A 19,739-nucleotide genomic window follows, 5' to 3' on the forward strand; every position below is an offset into this window, starting at 1 on the left:
TTGTGATTATGTGTCTAAGCGGCTGTTTTTGTTTGCTTTTAAGTAACGTCGCCCGAAGAACAGGTTGTAAAATAGGACACGTAAAACGACCGTATGGAGCCAGAATGCTTGGTCAGCATCCTAATCCCAATGTCGGCTTATGCGCGCACAGCTGACTTTACATCAGATTGAAACCTCAATCCCCAGCTTGAACGGCCACACGGTAATTCGCAATCTTTGGGTTCGAACCCACCCCAACGCGACCGCTATTCCCAGACAATTCACTGGACTTTCTCCTGATAAAGAGCGTTGCTGTGGCTGTCGCGAATGCCTTGTTTCGCCCCCTGCCCGACCGTATCCGACGCCGGGCTTGTGGCGGTGCAACAACGAGGAGGCAATCATGGGCCAAAATGGAAAGACTAGTGCTAAGCGCCGGACCCAAAGCAACAAACCTGGAAAATCAAAGAAGAATCAAATTCTAGCGCATCTACGGCGTAAAAGCGGGGCAAGCCTTGAGGATTTAGCGGCGATATCTGGGTGGCAAGACCATTCTATTCGCGGGTTTTTATCGGGCACCGTGAAGAAAAAACTCGGCTATACGCTGGTGGCGGAAAAACCAAATAAGGGCGCGCAGCGCTATTACATCCGAGACGCTAAATGAAGCCGTATCGTGATAGCGCTGCGTTGGAACAGGAGCTCTTCCAACTCGAGCATCATTCCTTTGGTGAACTGCAACAACTTTATAAAAAGCTGCATCGCCAAAAGCCACCCAAGCGCATTGGTCGTAAATTGTTGATCCTTGCCATTGCTTATGAGATGCAGCGCAAATTCCATCGCGTGCGTGTTGATCGTCTGCACAAGCGCGTGCTGGCGCAGAGTTCGAGTAGCAAGGGGCGTCAGGGCACCTCCAAAGTAAAGATTGCCCCTCGCCAATCCCTGCGGCCGGGCGGGCGACTGGTCCGGGAATGGCGCGGCAAGCAATATGAGGTCTATGTCGCCGATGATGGCTGCTATTTAGGCGGTAAGCGCTTTCGATCACTGTCGGCGGCCGCGGAAGCCATTACCGGGGTCAAACGCAATGGCCCAGCGTTCTTTGGGCTACGGTCCACACGCGTGCGTGCACAATGAAACGCTGCGCCATTTATACGCGTAAATCGACCGAAGAAGGGCTTGATCAAGCCTTTAACTCTCTCGATGCCCAGCGAGAAGCTTGTGAAGCCTATATCGCGTCCCAGCGACATGAGGGCTGGAAACTGGTCAAGACCCGCTTTGATGATGGTGGCCTCTCCGGCGGCAATATGGACCGTCCTGCACTCAAGGCGCTGCTGGCAGAGATTGACGCTGGGCGCATTGATCTCATCGTCGTCTACAAGGTGGACCGCCTCACCCGATCGCTTGCCGACTTCGCTAAACTGGTGGAACGCTTTGATGCACAAGAGGTCTCCTTCGTCTCTGTAACCCAGCAGTTCAATACGTCGTCCTCCATGGGACGGTTGACGCTAAACGTCCTCTTATCCTTCGCCCAGTTCGAACGGGAGGTCACGGCCGAACGGATCAAGGACAAGATTGCAGCTTCTCGCCGCAAAGGTATGTGGACAGGCGGCAACCCACCCCTCGGCTATGACAATATCGATAAGAAGCTTGTGGTGAATGAGGTCGAAGCGGTCATTGTACGGTCCATCTTCGATCTTTATCTCAAAACGGGCCATGTTCGTGCAATCATCAATATTGGAATGGACCAGGGATGGGTCACCAAACGGCGAGCTAATGGCAAAGGCGGCAAGCCACTTTCTCGGGGACCGCTTTATCACATCCTCGCCAATCCGATCTATGCGGGGCTGATGCGTCAGGGCAAAGATCTTCATCCCGGCGAACATGACGCGATCATTGCGCGTGATCTATGGGAAAAGGTTCAGGAGAAACGCAAAGCGAGCACGAGGTGGACCGGACCAAAGGGAATGTTCCGGAGTTCTCTTACCGGAAAACTCTACGCGAACGATCGTCGCCTCACACCAAGCCACGCCAAAAAAGGCAGAAGGCGTTACCGCTATTATATCAGTCACGCGAATGCATCCCCGACGGATAGTGCACGGATAACGTTGAGAGCGGATGATGTCGAACAATCGGTCGCGACAGCGCTGGATCGTTGGATTGTAAACCCAAAATCGGCAACGCTTGATCTTGTAAAAGCCGGCACGTCGCTGGCGGTGATAGAGCGCGTTCGACATGCGCTTGAACAGCATGTTACCGGTCCATCGAATCTACCAGCCTCCGACCTCGCGCGATGGGCACCGATCATCGAGCGCATCGATATCACTGACAATGCGGTTTCGATCTCCCTTGACGTCGCCCGCCTTCTTCAAACATCGGATTTGCAAATTCACCTGTGCTCAAAGTGCACGATCACCGCCCCTGCAGCCATTCGTCATTGCGGACAGGAGCGCCGCTTCCTACTCGGAGATGTCGACCATCAGCGTGGTCCCGATCCGGCCATATCTGGATTGCTCTCCCGCGCCCACCATTGGAAGAAGACGTGGTTTGAAAACCCTGAAAGAGAGCTTGCAACCATCGCTGAAGCTACAGGCGCGGATCAAAGTACAGTCAGCAAAACCATCCGCCTGGCGTTTCTTGCACCCGACATTATCGAAGCTTTTCTCAGTGGCTCGGCCCCAATCGAAATTAATGCGGAAACACTGAAGCGCCTTCCTCGGATTCCAGCCAGTTGGGCGGAACAACGCAAACTGCTTGGATTCGACGAACGTCGATAAGTCAACGCTGATGAGTTCGAACGACTTGGCCTGCCCCCGCGCTCGTTCCTCCGCCGGTCTCCAAAAACACTCTGTATAATGATGGTCGTTGTGCAATAAATATGTGCATCGCTCACATCTTCAGGTGGTCGTCGAAAATTGGCTTTAGAGACTTTCAGCGAATTCGGCCCTGCTTTACGCAAATGGAGATCGGGGAGACAACGCCATCTCGCGAAATCCCGCGGACATGCGGGCTTTGAGGCTTGTTCCAGTTGGTCGGCGTGAAATGGAGGACTGAATGGTGGGCGGTGACGGGTTCGAACCGCCGACCCTCTCGGTGTAAACGAGATGCTCTACCAGCTGAGCTAACCGCCCTAAACCATGAAGAAAACTCTTAAACTTTCCTCAGGGGCGCAGTCCATAGCGCGTGCTCGTCGCGCTTGCAATGCCTTATGTGAAAAAGAAAACGTCGGCCACGAGATTACTCGGGCCGACGCTTTTATAGCCGGAGCTAGCTCTAGTTAAGAGCTTCTTTTAGGCCTTTACCAGCCGAAAACTTAGGCTGTGTAGATGCCGGGATCTGGATTGTCTCACCAGTGCGTGGATTACGACCCTCACGCGCTTTGCGTGCAGCAGCAGAGAACGTACCGAAGCCAACGAGGCGTACATCGTCGCCTGCTTTGAGCGCCTGGGTAATAGAATCAAAGACCGCATCAACGGCCTTTGCCGCGTCCGCTTTACTCATGTCCGCTGTATCGGCAACTTTATCGATAAACTCGTTTTTATTCATTCCTCCGGCCTTTCATTTTGGTGCTTGGAGTTGAGAAATCGTGTTCTGGGCCTGATTTTACGCGGGCTCTGGGGCCCTTGGCTAAGGAAAAATGGCTTAAAATAAGGGTTTGCTTTCCCCAACCACCTTAATCCATTGAAAATATTGAATATTTTTTTCTATCGCCTAGTGCTCTTTGTCCCAGATTTCATGCTCATGATCGATACATCGGTCGATCATTATACGCCAAACTGGTTCAGCGATTCGTTTAGAGAGCCCCTGCTTCTCCGCTTCGGCCAATATTTTGGTGACAACATCCTCGATCCGCCATGGTAAACGGACCTCATCCTTGTTGGGTTTGATACGACCTGCGGCCTCGATATAGCGTTGTCTGACCGCCAACATCGCGACCAATTCCCTGTCGAGGGTGTCGATACCTAACCGGACATCCTCCATAGATTGACAGGCTTCTGGCGGGACAATTTGAGGGGCTGTTTTCATGCCTAAGATTTAACCCTTAACTAGGTACGAAAAAAGGTGCGACGGCGTATCACGGCGTCGCACCTTCATATCATTCAAGCTTTCAACGGCTAATGAGTAATCACATTACCGCCATCATCGCCCGTTTCACTAGCCGCAGCTCTATCCACAGGTTCATTCCATTCAATCGGAGTTAGTTTTTGCGTGAGGGCATGGCCCAGCACCTCATCAACCGTCCCAACAGGAATGATTTTTAGCTCGCTTTTCACGTTATCCGGTATATCCGCGAGATCTTTTTCGTTTTCCTCAGGGATAAGGACAGTCTTAACACCTGCCCGTAGCGCTCCAAGCAATTTTTCCTTAAGGCCACCAATCGCCAGCACTCGCCCACGCAAAGATATCTCACCTGTCATGGCAATGTCTTTGTGGATCGGAATACCCGTCAGGACCGACACAATCGCTGTTGCCATCGCAACACCAGCCGATGGACCATCTTTAGGGGTCGCCCCTTCGGGAACGTGAAGGTGAATATCCGTCTTTTCAAAGACCGGTGGCTCAATACCGAATTCAATTGCACGACTGCGAACATAAGACGACGCGGCAGAAACCGATTCCCGCATGACATCTTTCAGGTTCCCTGTCGGTGTCATCTTGCCTTTACCTGGCATCTTGACTGCTTCGATAGTCAAAATCTCTCCGCCTACGGATGTCCAAGCAAGTCCCGTAACAACACCCACCTGATCACGACCGTCGATTTCGCCATGGCGGAATTTTGGGACACCCGCATATTCAGAGAGATTGTCCGCCGTCACAACGACCTTCTTGGTTTTACCCATTTCAAGATCACGAACAGCTTTGCGCGCCAAGCGAGAAAGCTCTCGCTCAAGGTTACGTACCCCAGCCTCACGTGTGTATTGCCGGACTAATGCCATCAGGCCGTCATCATCCAATGACCATTCACCGTCTTTCAGCCCATGATTTTCCAACAATTTTGGAATCAGGTGGCGACGAGAAATTTCAACCTTTTCATCTTCCGTATACCCAGGAATTCGAATGATCTCCATTCGGTCAAGCAAAGGTTGTGGCATGTTCAGGCTGTTTGCCGTTGTGATGAACATTACATCTGACAAATCATAATCTACCTCTAGGTAGTGATCCGCAAAAGTAGAGTTTTGTTCAGGGTCCAATACCTCCAACAATGCCGAGGCCGGGTCACCACGGAAATCCTGACCCATCTTGTCGATTTCATCGAGCAAGAATAACGGGTTGGACTTCTTAGCTTTCTTCATCGATTGGATAATTTTGCCAGGCATCGAACCGATATATGTCCGGCGATGACCACGAATTTCGGCTTCATCACGCACGCCCCCCAAGGAAACGCGCACGAACTCCCGGCCCGTTGCGGCAGCGATCGACTTACCCAACGAAGTTTTACCAACACCAGGAGGACCGACAAGGCAAAGAATCGGGCCTTTAAGCTTGTTCATACGTTTTTGAACAGCAAGATATTCGATAATGCGTTCTTTAACTTTTTCCAAACCGTAGTGATCTGTATCAAGAACGTCTTCAGCCTTTTTCAAATCGCTTTTCACTTTGGAACGATTGTTCCACGGTATCGCAGTCATCCAGTCCAGATAATTGCGGACTACTGTGGATTCAGCCGACATCGGCGACATCTGGCGTAGCTTCTTCAACTCTGTCTCAGCTTTTACTTTAGCCTCTTTTGACAGCTTTGTTTTTTGAATTTTGTCTTCAATTTCAGAAAGCTCATCGCGACCATCGTCGGATTCACCCAACTCTTTTTGAATCGCTTTCATCTGTTCGTTCAGATAATATTCGCGCTGAGTTTTTTCCATCTGGCGTTTTACACGGTTGCGAATTTTTTTCTCAACCTGCAAAACACTCATCTCGCCTTCCATCAACGCGTAAACCCGTTCAAGACGTTCTGAAACGCTCGTGATTTCAAGAAGCTCCTGCTTTTCGTTGATCTTTATGTTAAGGTGCGAGGCGACGGTATCAGCCAATTTTTGATTATCATCAATTTGCGAAATCGAAACGATAACTTCTGGTGGAACGCGTTTGTTCAATTTTACATAAGCTTCGAACTGCGTCACAACTGAACGTGCCAGTGCCTCTAGTTCCGCTTCTTCGCCTTCAATCTCATCTACATAAAGGGCTTCAGCTTCGAAATATTCATCCGTACGGATATATTTTTCGATTGATGCCCGTGCTTCACCTTCGACAAGCACTTTCACAGTGCCGTCGGGCAACTTTAAGAGCTGCAGGACAGAGGCAATTACGCCAATTTCATAGATATCATCTACCAGCGGATCATCATCGCCAGCATCTTTTTGTGCGACGAGCAAAATCTTTTTGTCGTTCTGCATCACATTTTCGAGTGCATTTACAGACTTCTCTCGCCCGACAAAAAGCGGCACGATCATGCCCGGAAACACGACGATGTCGCGCAACGGCAATACGGGATAGGTGACGGTCTCACTCATCGAAAACTCCTTTTGGCGCACCACAACTGGCTACGCCCGGCTATTTTTCACGGCCATGCTCTATTGGGCAGCGGTTCGACCGGATGCGCAACATTGGATTGAGGCTGCAACGTCACTGATTATACCCAACCCAGATGACAGGTCGGTTAAAGGTCGAACCGCCGCTGTTATACAGCGGCGGTGATTATAGAACCAATGTGGTTTTCAGAAACGTAATTTCAAGCCGCAAAATCAGTGCTCACGGGCAAAGTGAAAACTGCGAATACAATAAAGCTTCGCAGTTTTCCCCAATTTACGCGCTGGCGTCAGCTTCCACCGCGCCTTTATCCCGCTCAGCGTAAATATTCAGCGGTGTGGCATTGCCTTCAACGACTTCGCCATTCACGACGACTTCAACAACCCCCTCGAGTGTTGGCAATTCAAACATGGAATCGAGCAAAATGCCCTCCATAATTGAGCGCAACCCACGAGCACCTGTTTTACGTTTAATGGCCTTCCGGGCGATCGCGGAACGCGCATCGTCAGTGAAGGTAAGCTTCACGTCTTCCATCTCGAAAAGGCGCTGATATTGCTTAATCAGAGCATTTTTCGGCGATGTCAAAATTTGTACGAGTGCCGGCTCATCAAGATCTTCGAGTGTGGCGATAACCGGAAGTCGACCAACAAATTCAGGGATCAATCCGAATTTAAGCAGATCTTCTGGCTCAACCTCTTGCAAAATTGTACCAATCCGGCGGTCATCGAGGCTTTTCACCTCAGCGCCAAAGCCGATTGAAGAACCTTCACCACGCTGACCAATCACCTTTTCAAGGCCAGCGAATGCACCGCCGACGATGAACAGGATATTTGTCGTATCAACCTGCAAGAATTCCTGCTGCGGATGTTTCCGACCACCTTGCGGCGGAACTGATGCAACAGTGCCTTCCATTATTTTTAGAAGCGCCTGCTGAACTCCCTCGCCCGACACATCGCGGGTAATCGACGGATTGTCAGATTTCCGTGAAATTTTGTCGACCTCGTCGATATAGACGATGCCGCGCTGCGCACGCTCGACATTATAATCGGCAGACTGAAGAAGCTTAAGGATAATATTTTCAACGTCCTCGCCAACATAACCGGCTTCGGTCAACGTTGTTGCATCGGCCATTGTAAATGGAACATCGAGAATCCGCGCCAAAGTCTGAGCCAGAAGCGTCTTACCCGAACCTGTTGGGCCGATCAGCAAAATGTTGGATTTCGCTAACTCGACATCATTGTTTTTTGCCGCATGATTCAATCGTTTATAATGATTATGCACCGCAACTGCGAGCACACGCTTTGCCTGCGACTGTCCAATGACATAGTCGTCAAGAACTTTATGAATATGCTGCGGGTCTGGCACGCCATCCGTAGCTTTCACCAATGAGGATTTTGACTCCTCACGAATGATATCCATACACAGCTCAACACACTCATCACAAATGAAGACTGTCGGGCCGGCGATAAGTTTCCTGACCTCATGTTGGCTCTTGCCACAGAATGAACAGTAAAGGGTGTTTTTCCCGTCGCCGCTACTTTTCCCGCCGATCTTGCTCACTAACTGCACTCCTTCGTCAACGCCGCCACTGACCGCGCCATGCCTGCTTTATTTCGCACCCAAATCCGGGAGCGGCCATGCCGCGCCCCTCAAAGGGTGCATGAACGGCGCCACGGAACTCCGGAAGCAGCGCCATAGGACCATATTCCGGCCAAACCAATCAAGGAACCATTTCCTATTTGGCTTAACGAATACGGTAAATCTTAGGCGTCATCTTCCGCAGCAGCGCCACGCTCTGCCAAAACTTTATCGATCAGGCCAAAACTGACCGCCTCTTCCGGGTCCATAAAGTGGTCCCGATCGAGGGTTTTCTCAATAGTTTCATAGGACTGACCCGTATGGTCCACGTAAATTTCATTCAACCGGCGCTTGATTTTGATTATATCCTGCGCATGGCGCTCAATATCAGATGCTTGGCCTTGAAAGCCGCCAGATGGCTGATGAACCATAATTCGTGAGTTAGGAAGCGAGAAACGCATCCCTTTTTCACCAGCGGTCAATAACAAAGACCCCATAGACGCCGCCATACCGACACACATGGTCGAAACCGCTGGGCGAATATATTTCATGGTGTCGTACATTGCGAGACCCGCAGAAACCGAGCCCCCCGGGGAATTGATATAAATTGCGATTTCTTTCTTCGGATTATCAGCCTCTAGGAACAAAAGCTGAGCGATCACCAAGGTAGAAACCTGATCGTGGACCGGCCCGGAAAGAAAGATGATTCGCTCTTTTAGCAGTCGTGAATAGATGTCGAAGGCGCGCTCGCCGCGGCTAGATTGCTCGACAACCATCGGCACGAGCGTATTCATATAGATATCCAAGGGGTCTTTCATCGACATTCTCTTTCTTATGCGACCTGTACTTACGTAGGAATATGACCGGCTAGTTAATTTTCGTCCTTAACATGGGGACTGAATCCGTTGGCGCCAGCCCCAATTTTCACAACCCTAACGCGTCTGACTTAAGCGAGGGTTATTCTTTTGAAAAGGCAAGCCATGTTTCACAACGGGTCGTTCTTTGATTTTCACCAGTTGCCCCACACAACAATCCACATATCTTTGTCTCGAAACGGAAACGGGCCGCTAAAATAGCGGCCCGCCCCCTCAAAATAGTGAAAAACCAGCGTTTACGCGAATGCGCCTTCGCCCTCTGGCTCTTCCATCAATTTTTCTTTGGTAACGGTTTTATCTTCGACTTCCGCCCGCTCAATAATGTAATCCACCACTTTTTCCTCGAATAGTGGTGCTCGGATCTGTTGGATAGCCGCCGGATTTTCCTGATAGAATTTCAGAACTTCCTGCGGCGATACATTTTGACCTTGCGCTTGCATCATCTGCGCTTCGCGCATTGCCTGCTGTTGGATCGCCTGTTGAAGCTCATTCGAAGGAACTTGAACTTCTGAGCGCTTCCCTACTTCAGCGAGCACTAAGCCCAAACGAACACGGCGTTCGGCAATTTTACGGTATTCTTCTTTAAGCTCATCTTCTGACTTGTCTTTGTCTTCGTCGTCACGCTCAGACGATTCGACCTGACGCCAGATCTGCTCGAATTCCGCATCGACCATGCCTTTTGGCAATTCAAAATCATGGGCCTCGTCAAGTTTGTCGAGAAGTGCACGCTTTAGGTGGCCGCGAGACAAGTTTTTGTAATCTGACTCAAGACGTTCTTTGAGACGCGATTTAAGATCATCAAGGCTTTCAAGGCCAAGTTTTGTGGCAAGCTCGTCGTTGATTTCAACTTTCTCAGGTGCTTTGACCTCGGTGACTTTCACATCAAAGACTGCATCTTTACCGGCGAGGTCTTTTGAACCGTAATCTTCTGGGAAGGTCACTTTGACTTCGACATCGTCACCGGTCTTCGCGCCTAGGAGCTGTTCTTCGAAACCAGGAATGAAAGTGTTGGAGCCGAGAACCAATTCAATGCCCTCGCCCTTACCGCCAGCGAACTCTTCGCCATCAACCCGGCCAACAAAATCAATGACCAGCATATCTTTATCTTTAGATTTGGCTGTCTTGCCGCGCGCCGCATAGCTCTGTTGCTGTTCGGCAATGTTGTTCAGCGCTTCTTCGACATCAGCCTCAGGCACATCACATACCGGGCGTGTCAATTTTAGCGTTGCCACATCCATCGGATCAAATTTCGGCAGAATTTCTGCGTGGACGTCAAATTCGAGATCGGCTTTGCCTTCGATGACGTCTTCGATTTTATTTGCAAAATGCGGGTGCGGAGAAGTCGCCGGCTGTAGATCACGTTCGGTGAAAGCCTTCTGAGAGGTCTCATTGACAACCTCTTGAATAATCTCACTCATCATGCCTTTACCGTACATTTTCTTCAAGAAAGAAACCGGCGCTTTGCCTTTACGGAAGCCCTTGAGATTTACCTGACCTTTGACCTCTTTAAGTTTCGCCACCAGCTTTTCGTCTAGTTCAGCGGCAGAGACTTTCACCAGAAACCGGCGATCGAGACCTTCGGCGCTTTTTTCAATGACTTCCATTTGTGCTCTCGTATTTATTCAGGCCGAATGGCCATTATTTGATTCTTTATCGTATGTTCGCCATCGCTGAACGCTGGCCAGGCCAGTTCAGGAAAGCCTATTGGTGCGGATGAGAGGACTTGAACCTCCACGCCTCTCGGCGCCAGAACCTAAATCTGGTGCGTCTACCAATTCCGCCACATCCGCATTGCCAACAGGGGCAAACGTAAAACGGGCCGCGGCGTTCGCAGCGACCCCTTACTTAAGCCCGCGCTTCTATAACAGACAAAACGCCCCTGTCGAGCAGTTTAGCGCCTTTTCTCGACCTAGAATGTGACAAATCTGTTTCGTAGGTTTGCAAGCCGCCATCTGAACCTTTCCACACATATAACTGTGAGCAGAAATCGCCGGTATTTTCCGCGAGATCAATTAGCCTCTGGTGCCGCCGCTTGATTCTTTTCTGGTTGATCTTTTTGGAAAAGTATCCGCATCACCGCCGGCACTGCATCCGGCAAATCTTCGGCAATGAGGCCATCTCCGATTGTCTGTCCTGCTGCGCCATGGAACCACACTCCCGCCGCCGCGGCACCGAAACCGTCCATCCCCTGAGCCCTTAAACCCGCGATAAACCCCGCCAAAACGTCGCCGGACCCCGCAGTCGCCAATGTCGGGGGTGCGTTGGTATTAATAAGCGCACGACCATCGGGCGCAGCGATGACCGTATCTGCACCTTTTAAGACGACAACAGCATTTGCTTCCTTACTCGCCCTTCTCGCTGCCTCCAACTTGCCGTCAAGCTTGGCCGCCTCAGGAAACAGTCGGGCAAATTCGCCGCCGTGTGGCGTCAAAACATCGGTAGGCCGAAGCGCAGAGAAAAGAGTTTGTGGTTGATCGGCAAAACTGGTTATCGCATCAGCATCGAGAATGACCGCCGCCTTCGACTTTAAACCCGCCATGACTTTCGCGCGGGTCCCTTCGCCCACACCTGCTGCAGGACCAATAACCAAAGCCATCGGCATATGCTCTGACGCAGCCATGGCTTTGGCGACATCTTCGTCATTATTCGCAATGCGCAGCATTACCGCCGTTAGGTGTGCTGCATGAACAGGCGCGGCCTCGGCTGGCGTCAGCATAGTGACCGCACCTGCGCCGATTCTAAGCGCCCCACGAGCCGCCAATCGCGCAGCCCCGGTATTCAGTGGCCCGCCAGACACAACCATGACCGAGCCACGACTATATTTATGGCCGCCCCAGTGGGGTTGAGGTAACAAACCACCCCACAACCCCGGATGGTTGGTGTAAGTCTGTGCGCCGGTGGCCGCAGTGATTTGATCAGAGATACCAATATCAACCACATCCACCGCGCCAGAAAGCGCGCGTCCCGGAAACAATAAATGACCCGGCTTCTTCGCATGAAATGTAACTGAACGCCTGGCATGCACGACCGCACCAGAACCTTCGCCCAATACCGCCCCCGTATCCGCATCGAGACCAGAAGGAAGGTCAATTGCCAGAACAGGTGCTGGGTTATCGTTAATTGCGCCAATCGCAGATTTTATTTCACCTTCGGTCGCGCGCGAAAGGCCCGTTCCAAAAATGGCATCGATAATGAGCCCGCAATTATTGAGAACCGCTTTTTCAAATGGCACCACATCGCCATCGAATAGGTCAGCCATCAACTTTGCATTGCCCGTCAATGATTCGCGCTTGCCCAACAGCGCCACACGAATCGGCCATCCCGCTGATTTCATGACCCGTGCAGCGACAAATCCGTCTCCGCCATTATTGCCCGGCCCACAAATTACAACCGTAGGGCGCTTACTCCAAAACCGCATCGCGTGGTGCGCAACGCCCTCTCCGGCCTTTTCCATTAGCGCTGCAGAGGCTATTCCTCCGTCAATTGCTAACTTTTCCGCCGCACGCATTTCATTTGCTGATAAGATAATAAATGGGTTCACGCTTGACACTTCCTATGACCCGCTCTCTTTTTGGCCTGAATTTGTAATCTGGCCCCGTTCTAAACGAAACAAGGCATGAAGCCATGAAGAAAATAGAAGCTATAATCAAACCTTTTAAACTCGATGATGTGAAGGAGGCACTTCAAGAAGTCGGCCTTCAAGGCATGACGGTCACCGATGTTCGCGGTTTTGGCCGCCAAAAGGGGCACACGGAACTTTATCGTGGAGCCGAATATGTTGTCGATTTCCTGCCCAAAGTGAAATTAGAATTGGTCGTCAGTGACAATCTGGTCTCAACTGCCGTCGATGCTATTAAAACAGCCGCCCATTCTGGCCGCATCGGCGACGGAAAGATCTTCATTTCAAATGTTGAAGATGCAATTCGTATCCGTACAGGAGAGACCGGTCGCGACGCGATTTGATGGGAAACACATCCATTTTAGATAAAGATCGGATATTTGCCAGTTTCAAAAAAGCATTGGCGACAGCCGAACGCTTTTCGGACCCCTATGTCCATTGGCATTTGTCGGGGCTTTTTCCTGAAGATCTCGCGCTGGCATATAATAAATTAAACTTCCCGGTTGCCAGTGTCGGTGATCTTTCGGGCAAGCGCGAATATCACAATGATACCCGACACTACTTTGATGCAGAGAACATCAAAAAATTTCCATCGGTCGCGGCGGCGGCAAACGCATTTCAAGCACCGCAAATGATCGCGGCGATCGAAGATTTTTTTGAAACCGATTTAGAAGGCACGTTTCTGCGCATCGAATATGCGCAGGACACAACAGGTTTTTGGCTAGAGCCACACACAGATCTCGGCGTCAAGCGCCTTACATTGCTGATCTACATCTCGGACGACCCGGCCCACGCCACCCTCGGAACTGATATTTTCGATGCAGATAAAACGTGGGCCAAACGCTCACCGTTCGCGGCCAATACGGCGATGGCATTTGTGCCGAATGATCATACCTTCCATGGTTTTCAAAACCGCGAGATCAAAGGCACGCGAAAATCCTTGATTCTAAATTACGTCACTACGGATTGGCGGGATCGGGAACAACTATGCTTCCCCGACAAAACAGTATCGCGTTCAAGCTAGAACAAGGATCTTTCGATCGGCTCTGGCAAGGACGGTCCATCATTGCGCGGGGAATTTACATCTGTTGAAACCGCGTGCATCGACCAAGTGCCGGTGGGGGCTGCGCTCAGCATTGACATTACCTGTTTGAGGTCCCGCTCATCAGCCTCTAGCCATAGTGTAAAATGATCCGGCGAAATAACGACTGGTTCCCTGCTATGGATCGATTTTAAGTCGCGCCCGGCAGCAGCCGTTAAAATGGCGAGTGTGTCGATCTCCCCGCCATCGGGGTCTTGGGCCGTCTCCCAAATGGCTGCGAATGCAAAAAGCCCGGTGCCATCACGTTGAATCGCATAGGGTTGTTTCATACCGCCCTTGCTGCCTCGCCATTCATAAAACCCATCAGCAGGCACCAGACATCTACGTCGCTTGAATGCTGATTGAAAACTAGCTTTTTCAAGGACAGTCTCACTTCGCGCATTGATCAGCGGGCGGCTAACGAGCTTTTCAAGGAATTCGCCTTTTGCCCAGCTCGGGATAAAGCCCCACCGCATCAAGCTATACTGACGTGCGCGTCGTTCGTTCTGGTAGACGACAGACACAGGTTGAGTTGGACAGATATTATAGCGCGGCGGAAAATTATCGCGCACATCGACGTCAAAAAGAGTAGCGACTTCTGACGGCGGAGATTTCAAAGTATAGCGTCCACACATAAGCGTAAGGTAGCAGCAATTCATGAACACGAGCGAGAGAATATTGGTGGGCGTCGGTGCGGTAGTTTTTCGCGGCGATCATGTTTTAGTCATCAAACGCAAAAAGCCGCCATTCCTTGGGCATTGGTCTATTCCCGGTGGTGGGTTGGAATATGGAGAACGACTCGTTGATGCGGCCCACCGCGAAGTGCGCGAGGAGACAAGCATTGAGATAAAAATTCTCGGACTTCTTGATGCTTTCGAGGCGCTACCGCGTGAAGCTGACCAATTTGTAAGTCATACCATCATGATCGATTATGTGGCCGAATGGGTATCCGGAGAACCAATCGCCGGCGACGACGCGGCTGAAGCTGAGTTTGTATCTATTGATGAAGCTATGTCTCGCCTTTCTTGGGATCAAACGCGAATGGCACTGAGCCGTGCCATCAAATTTCGCGAGGAATTCGCCAAAACGCCATAATCGCGTTATAATCTCCGTTAGAAAGAAACGTGTATGAAAAATGGTTGGATTATTGGTGGCCTTTTGAGCCTTTTCGCTTCCCTCGCGAATGCGCAGGGGCTTGAGCAATACCAATCTCGTCAAACCGATCTGACCACGTTAGCAGGCGTCTTCGGTGAGTTGCACCATCTGCGGCGCACCTGCGAGCCGCGGTTTGAAGCCGACGTTTGGCGAGATCGAATGAAAAAGCTTATTGATCTGGAAGAACCGCAGGCAACAGATCGTGAAAAGATGATTGCGGCTTTCAATACGGGCTACCGTGATGCGCAGCGGCGGCATCCCGGCTGTGACAGGCGTGCACGCGATTACGCTGCCAGCCGCGCCAGTCAGGGTGATCAAATCATCAGACGGTTGACCGCACAACTTCGCGATGATGAAGGCCCTGAATTGGTTGTAGGCCCCACCCGACACTAAGATCGAAATACTAAGATCGAACGTCAATTGATCAGCCTAAAGTCTCCTGAAAACGAACCGGCGCACCCGCGGCATCGTCAATTAATTCGTCATTCCACATGACTTTCCGGCCACGAATAAATGTTCCCATGGGCCACCCTGTTACACCCATGCCGTCAAAAGGCGTCCAGCCTGATTTTGTCGCGGACCAATCATTTGTAATCGTCCGTTTCGCCTTAAGATCGACGACTGTAAAGTCAGCGTCATAACCAATCGCCAAGCGCCCCTTGCCCGCGATGCCAAAAACACGGTTTGCACCGTGGCAGGCCAGATCAACAAACCGTGCAAGGCTTAGCCGGCCTTCTGCGACATGGTTGAGCATAATTGGCACATAGGTCTGTACGCCCGGCATACCCGACGGAGATTGCGGATAGGGTTTGGACTTTTCTTCAATCGTATGCGGCGCGTGATCAGACCCAATTACGTCGAACAATCCTTGCTGTAGGCCATACCACAGCCCTTCGCGATGGCGCGCATCACGGATTGGCGGGTTCATTTGCGCAAACGCCTTTAAACGTTCGTAACAGTCCGGCGCTTCCAATGTGAGGTGTTGTGGCGTGACTTCGCAGGTTGCTACATCTTTTGCCGCCGCGAGCATTTGAATTTCGTCAGCGGTGGAAATATGCAACACGTGGATGCGGCGACCGGTTTCACGCGCGAGCTTTAACAATCGCTCAGTACACCGAACGGCGGCTTCTGCGCTGCGCGCTTCTGGATGCGACGTCCAGTCCCCTTCGCGGGCTTTCGACTTTCCTTCACGCAGAAGATATTCATCTTCGGAATGGATCGCGACGCGGCGTTGTCCGTGTGCAAGGACTGCTCGAACGCCTTCATCATCTTCGACTAATAGGTCGCCTGTTGAGGCACCCATAAAAATTTTGACACCACACACGCCCGGCAGCATCTCTAGCTCTGCCAGTTCTTTCGGGTTTCCGTGCGTTGCCCCAACGTAGAAAGCATGATCGCAGAACATTCCGCCGTGATCGACCTTACCCGCCGCCCGCGCAAGCTTGTCTTCAATCGCTTCTTGCGTAACCGTAAGCGGTGTCGTGTTCGGCATTTCGAAAACTGTGGTGACGCCACCAAGAACGGCGGCGCGGCTACCGGTTTCCAAATCTTCCTTATGGACGGGTCCCGGCTCGCGGAAATGAACTTGAGTATCGATCACGCCCGGCAGGACATGAAGGCCCTTACAATCGATGGTTTCCGCTGCATCAGCGCTCGCCGACACGCCAAATTCAGCAATTTTGCCGTTGCGAACACCAATATCGCGCGCACCCTCGCCATCATGATTGACGACAATCCCGTTCTTCAAAATCAGATCAAATGTATTTGCCATAGGGTGTGTTTAACGCTCAGCCATAAATTCGCAAACCGGAATTTCATCCTAAAATTGCCGCGTCGCAAAAAACGCTCGATTTGTTGGTTATTTCGAAATCGGCTAAGTTTTATCCAAGGGAGATTTCACATGACCAATGACCAATATAGTCAAGGGCGATGGGGTACCGGTACCCGTCCCGTAGGAACCGGCCCGGCGCAATCAGCCTGGGACCAAGGGGCAGCAGCCCGGCGACAACAGCAAGAAACGCAACGGCAACAAGCCCAGCAGCAAAGCCGCCACGCCCAGCAACAACGCGATGAATACAATAAAAATTATGGCCCCAACACGCCAAACGGCGCTTCATTACCCGCGAGCGAAGATTCCGAAGCCGCTGGCGGAATAATGCTGATCGCGAGTATCGGCGCTTTCGTGTTTCTATGTGTCGCGGTTTGGAACTTCGTTCTGATGGCCTTTCCATCGACCGGCGGCATTATTGGTACTGCACTCGATTTCAGTCCTTGGGCTGTTGGTGTCGTGGCGCTCGGTGTTGGAATCCGAATTCAGGAAATTCTGACCACAATTGCAATGTGGGTATTAGCGGCAATGCTTCTTTTTTTTGGTGCCGCCATTGTTCACGGAATTTTCTTCGCCTCGACCGGCTCGTGATTGCTCTTTGCACGCGCGACATTTGTTCATATATGACGACGCATGAGCAACATCGAATTTATTGAAAGCCGCAGCATCCTTCGAATTGAAGGCGACGACCGCCATAGTTTTCTGCAAGGCATCATTACGCAAGACATTGAACAACTTTCGCCCGAGCGGGCGATCACATCGGCGCTGCTAACACCGCAGGGCAAAATTCTCGCTGATTTTTTCTTGATCGAAAGCAGCGATGCCATTTTTCTCGATTGTCACGCAGATATTGTTGAAGCGCTCAGTAAGCGCCTCTCTATGTATAAATTACGCGCTAAAGTATCTATTACGCCGTTCGACCAATGTGCGACCTTGGCAAGCCCCCACCCTATTGATCTTGATGGCGCGGTAGCCGTGTTCCAAGACCCGCGCCATGACGACCTTGGGTGGCGCGCGATCGCCAAACCGCACAAGGAGTCCGTGCCAGAGCATACCTATCACGCCCGCCGCATTACCTGCGGCGTTCCGGAGTTTGGGTATGATTACAGCGCTGACGAAAAATTCCTGACCGACATCAATGCCGACGTATTAAACGCCGTGAACTATAAAAAAGGTTGTTTTATTGGTCAGGAAGTCACCAGCCGCATGAAACGCAAAGGCGACATTCGAAAACGCAGCATTATCGCAAAGTTTGCCGATGCCGTCGCGCCGACGGGAACCGCAGTTACGGCGGGCAGCTCAACCCTCGGCGAGATCATGAGCCAAAGCGGTGACCAAGCCCTTGCATTTATTCGCCTTGACCGGTGGGAAAAAGCGAAACTCGACCAAGTGCCTATTCTTGCGGACGGCAAATCGCTGCAATTCCGCGTTCCGAATTACCTTGAACACGACTAGCCTCCATCAAAACCTGCATCCAGCAGGTCATTGAATGGAGGGCAAATCATGACAGCTACATCAGTCGCACTTCTAGGTTTCGTAGCGTGGCTTATATTTCTCGTGCTCAGCTTAGGGATTGTAAGAACTTCCCTTGTGATGACCGGCAAACGCGCCGCAAATTCGTTTAACTCATCCGGCGACGATATGGCACCATTTGGCTATCGCCTGACCAGAGCACATGCAAATTGTTACGAAAACCTGCCTGCCGCCGCCGCTTTATTGCTTTATGCGATGGCAACAGGACAGACCGAAATCACAAATGGCCTCGCCTACATTTTTCTTGGTGCTCGCATAGCGCAATCTGTTGCACACTTGATCTCGACAAACCGAAGCTTTGTATTGATCCGATTTGTATTCTTCGTAATACAAATCGCCATAATGGTAATCTGGCTATTGTCATTTTTCGGTATTGTCTAGTTCATCTCTGGAGCCCAAAGTTTATGACTGAAATCAACTATTGTCTTTGGGCTCCACTAGATGACCCCATTTACCGTCAGTATCATGATGAAGAATGGGGTGTCCCGGAATATGACGACCGTGCACTTTTTGAAAAGCTCATTCTTGATGGTTTTCAAGCCGGCCTGTCATGGCGCACTATTCTTTATAAACGGGACAATTTCCGCAAAGCTTTTGACAATTTCGATCCGGAAAAAATCGCTCGTTACACACCTAAAAAAATTGACCGGCTTATGAATAACGCCGGCATTATTCGTTCAAAAACGAAAATACTTGCCACAATAGGCAATGCTAAAAGCTACCTTGAGATCATGGAAAACGAACCTAATGGATTTTCCGGTTTCTTATGGGACTTTGTTGACGGAAAGCCCATCAATAACAAGGTCAAAAACTACCGTGAACATATGGTCAAATCGCCAGAAAGCGAAGCCATGTCAAAGGAACTGAAAAAACGCGGATTTAAGTTTTGCGGGCCCGTAATTGTCTATGCCTTTATGCAAGCAGTAGGCATGATCAACGACCACGAACAAACCTGCCCGCGCTGGAAAGCCATACAAAAGTTGAGCAAACCCTGATGAAGTTTAATGGAGAAAATTCCCCTTATGTGAGGGATGAAAAACGATTGGCGGATGTGATTGCCGCAATCCAAACATTGGGCACTTACCGCTTTTATAAAATGGACTTTAAAGGTTGGGCTGATCGTATCTCAGGTGACGAGAATCTATGCCGTCATTGGGAAACGGTATTTAAGGAACATCCTGAATTTTTTCGGCTTGATGCAACGCGAGACCAAGCGTCGTTGGTCATTCGACGTCAGCACAGCAAGTTGTTCAATGTGGATAATCATCAGGACATCACGAAAAACGAGTTTCTTGCACTAAACGAAGAGCAGAAATCCCGGGTTTCTCGAAGCCCGCTCTCGCCGGAAGAAATATCAACCCTGATTAACACAGCGGTTTTACTTCACGCACGGGCGATTGAGCACAAACGCAATATGCGATGGTGGATCCCCATATTAACGGCCGGCATTGCAGGGCTTAGCGCAACCATTGGCGCATTTATCGGGTCAATATCCGGAAGCGGGTAAGGAACACCCGAAAGCCCCTATGCGGGAACACCTTACATCGCCGCCTCGAAGCCGCTAGGATACGCGCC

The 19,739-nt window shown here is 50.8% G+C and carries 21 protein-coding genes and 2 tRNA genes; 12 read left to right on the top strand and 11 right to left on the bottom strand.

Annotated elements, in window-relative coordinates:
- Positions 1–379: 379 nt before the first annotated feature.
- From ABFZ84_RS00145 to ABFZ84_RS00155, 3 genes are read left to right on the top strand one after another with little or no spacing between them, the layout of a single operon-like run.
- Positions 380–640 (top strand): DUF3489 domain-containing protein, encoded by a 261-nt coding sequence (locus tag ABFZ84_RS00145; RefSeq protein ID WP_369311551.1) that lies wholly within the window; start codon positions 380–382, stop codon positions 638–640.
- A complete protein-coding gene (locus tag ABFZ84_RS00150) occupies positions 637–1,107 on the top strand; it encodes a DUF2924 domain-containing protein (protein WP_369311553.1) in 471 nt (156 codons plus the stop codon). Before ABFZ84_RS00145 ends, ABFZ84_RS00150 begins: the two co-directional genes overlap by 4 nt.
- Positions 1,104–2,747 (top strand): recombinase family protein, encoded by a 1,644-nt coding sequence (locus ABFZ84_RS00155; RefSeq protein WP_369311555.1) that lies wholly within the window; start codon positions 1,104–1,106, stop codon positions 2,745–2,747. Before ABFZ84_RS00150 ends, ABFZ84_RS00155 begins: the two co-directional genes overlap by 4 nt.
- A gap of 278 nt (positions 2,748–3,025) precedes the next feature.
- On the opposite strand, the gene ABFZ84_RS00160 is transcribed toward ABFZ84_RS00155, so the two are convergent.
- The 9 genes from ABFZ84_RS00160 to ABFZ84_RS00200 form a co-directional block, all read right to left on the bottom strand.
- Positions 3,026–3,101, bottom strand: a tRNA-Val gene (locus ABFZ84_RS00160).
- A 142-nt stretch (positions 3,102–3,243) separates the two neighbouring features.
- A complete protein-coding gene (locus tag ABFZ84_RS00165) occupies positions 3,244–3,516 on the bottom strand; it encodes an HU family DNA-binding protein (RefSeq protein WP_369311557.1) in 273 nt (90 codons plus the stop codon).
- A 165-nt stretch (positions 3,517–3,681) separates the two neighbouring features.
- On the bottom strand, positions 3,682–3,996 hold the full coding sequence (locus ABFZ84_RS00170; RefSeq protein WP_369311559.1) for a chorismate mutase: 315 nt from the start codon (positions 3,994–3,996) through the stop codon (positions 3,682–3,684).
- A gap of 89 nt (positions 3,997–4,085) precedes the next feature.
- Entirely contained in the window at positions 4,086–6,500 is a 2,415-nt protein-coding gene (lon, locus tag ABFZ84_RS00175; RefSeq protein ID WP_407067095.1) for an endopeptidase La, read from the bottom strand.
- Positions 6,501–6,771: 271 nt separating this feature from the next.
- Complete coding sequence (clpX, locus tag ABFZ84_RS00180; RefSeq protein ID WP_369311563.1) at positions 6,772–8,055, bottom strand: ATP-dependent Clp protease ATP-binding subunit ClpX; 1,284 nt, start codon at positions 8,053–8,055, stop codon at positions 6,772–6,774.
- 203 nt (positions 8,056–8,258) lie between these two features.
- Positions 8,259–8,891, bottom strand: coding sequence for an ATP-dependent Clp protease proteolytic subunit (locus ABFZ84_RS00185; RefSeq protein ID WP_369311565.1), 633 nt, complete (start codon positions 8,889–8,891; stop codon positions 8,259–8,261).
- Between the two features lie 293 nt (positions 8,892–9,184).
- Positions 9,185–10,552 carry a trigger factor gene (gene tig / locus ABFZ84_RS00190; RefSeq protein WP_369311567.1) on the bottom strand — a complete coding sequence of 456 codons (1,368 nt, stop codon included), beginning with the start codon at positions 10,550–10,552 and terminating at the stop codon, positions 9,185–9,187.
- A 101-nt stretch (positions 10,553–10,653) separates the two neighbouring features.
- Positions 10,654–10,738: transfer RNA gene (locus ABFZ84_RS00195), tRNA-Leu, on the bottom strand.
- A 218-nt stretch (positions 10,739–10,956) separates the two neighbouring features.
- Positions 10,957–12,489, bottom strand: a complete 1,533-nt coding sequence (locus ABFZ84_RS00200) for an NAD(P)H-hydrate dehydratase (RefSeq protein ID WP_369311569.1) — start codon at positions 12,487–12,489, stop codon at positions 10,957–10,959.
- A gap of 83 nt (positions 12,490–12,572) precedes the next feature.
- Here ABFZ84_RS00200 and ABFZ84_RS00205 point away from each other — a divergent pair, with 83 nt between their 5' ends.
- On the top strand, positions 12,573–12,911 hold the full coding sequence (locus ABFZ84_RS00205; protein WP_369311571.1) for a P-II family nitrogen regulator: 339 nt from the start codon (positions 12,573–12,575) through the stop codon (positions 12,909–12,911).
- Positions 12,911–13,591, top strand: a complete 681-nt coding sequence (locus ABFZ84_RS00210) for a 2OG-Fe(II) oxygenase (RefSeq protein ID WP_369311573.1) — start codon at positions 12,911–12,913, stop codon at positions 13,589–13,591. The genes ABFZ84_RS00205 and ABFZ84_RS00210 overlap by 1 nt, the downstream gene beginning before the upstream one ends.
- Here the strand turns inward: ABFZ84_RS00210 and ABFZ84_RS00215 are convergent.
- Positions 13,588–14,307: an SOS response-associated peptidase gene (locus ABFZ84_RS00215; RefSeq protein WP_369311575.1), complete on the bottom strand. Its 720-nt coding sequence runs from the start codon at positions 14,305–14,307 to the stop codon at positions 13,588–13,590. The two genes, ABFZ84_RS00210 and ABFZ84_RS00215, sit on opposite strands and share 4 nt — an antisense overlap.
- On the opposite strand from ABFZ84_RS00215, the gene ABFZ84_RS00220 reads away from it, so the two are divergent.
- Together ABFZ84_RS00220 and ABFZ84_RS00225 are read left to right on the top strand one after the other, a co-directional pair.
- The gene (locus tag ABFZ84_RS00220; protein ID WP_369311577.1) at positions 14,306–14,743 is read left to right on the top strand and encodes an NUDIX hydrolase; all 438 of its coding nucleotides are present in this window, start codon (positions 14,306–14,308) and stop codon (positions 14,741–14,743) included. The two genes, ABFZ84_RS00215 and ABFZ84_RS00220, sit on opposite strands and share 2 nt — an antisense overlap.
- Before the next feature lie 33 nt (positions 14,744–14,776).
- On the top strand, positions 14,777–15,196 hold the full coding sequence (locus ABFZ84_RS00225; protein WP_369311579.1) for a TIGR02301 family protein: 420 nt from the start codon (positions 14,777–14,779) through the stop codon (positions 15,194–15,196).
- Positions 15,197–15,227: 31 nt separating this feature from the next.
- Here the strand turns inward: ABFZ84_RS00225 and ABFZ84_RS00230 are convergent, their stop codons facing one another.
- Entirely contained in the window at positions 15,228–16,574 is a 1,347-nt protein-coding gene (locus tag ABFZ84_RS00230; protein WP_369311581.1) for a dihydroorotase, read from the bottom strand.
- Positions 16,575–16,703: 129 nt separating this feature from the next.
- Between ABFZ84_RS00230 and ABFZ84_RS00235 the strand changes: the two genes are divergently transcribed.
- Genes ABFZ84_RS00235 through ABFZ84_RS00255 form a run of 5 tightly spaced genes read left to right on the top strand, consistent with a single transcriptional unit; the run spans position 16,704 to position 19,671 of the window.
- Positions 16,704–17,222 (top strand): hypothetical protein, encoded by a 519-nt coding sequence (locus ABFZ84_RS00235; RefSeq protein ID WP_369311583.1) that lies wholly within the window; start codon positions 16,704–16,706, stop codon positions 17,220–17,222.
- Positions 17,223–17,264: 42 nt separating this feature from the next.
- On the top strand, positions 17,265–18,086 hold the full coding sequence (gene ygfZ, locus ABFZ84_RS00240) for a CAF17-like 4Fe-4S cluster assembly/insertion protein YgfZ (protein ID WP_369311585.1): 822 nt from the start codon (positions 17,265–17,267) through the stop codon (positions 18,084–18,086).
- Positions 18,087–18,134: 48 nt separating this feature from the next.
- On the top strand, positions 18,135–18,545 hold the full coding sequence (locus tag ABFZ84_RS00245) for an MAPEG family protein (RefSeq protein ID WP_369311587.1): 411 nt from the start codon (positions 18,135–18,137) through the stop codon (positions 18,543–18,545).
- 23 nt (positions 18,546–18,568) lie between these two features.
- Positions 18,569–19,159: a DNA-3-methyladenine glycosylase I gene (locus tag ABFZ84_RS00250; RefSeq protein ID WP_369311589.1), complete on the top strand. Its 591-nt coding sequence runs from the start codon at positions 18,569–18,571 to the stop codon at positions 19,157–19,159.
- Complete coding sequence (locus ABFZ84_RS00255) at positions 19,159–19,671, top strand: N-carbamoyl-L-amino acid amidohydrolase (protein WP_369311591.1); 513 nt, start codon at positions 19,159–19,161, stop codon at positions 19,669–19,671. Before ABFZ84_RS00250 ends, ABFZ84_RS00255 begins: the two co-directional genes overlap by 1 nt.
- Positions 19,672–19,739: the final 68 nt, after the last annotated feature.

Source organism: Hyphococcus lacteus (assembly GCF_041058985.1).
Lineage (GTDB): Bacteria > Pseudomonadota > Alphaproteobacteria > Caulobacterales > Parvularculaceae > Hyphococcus > Hyphococcus lacteus.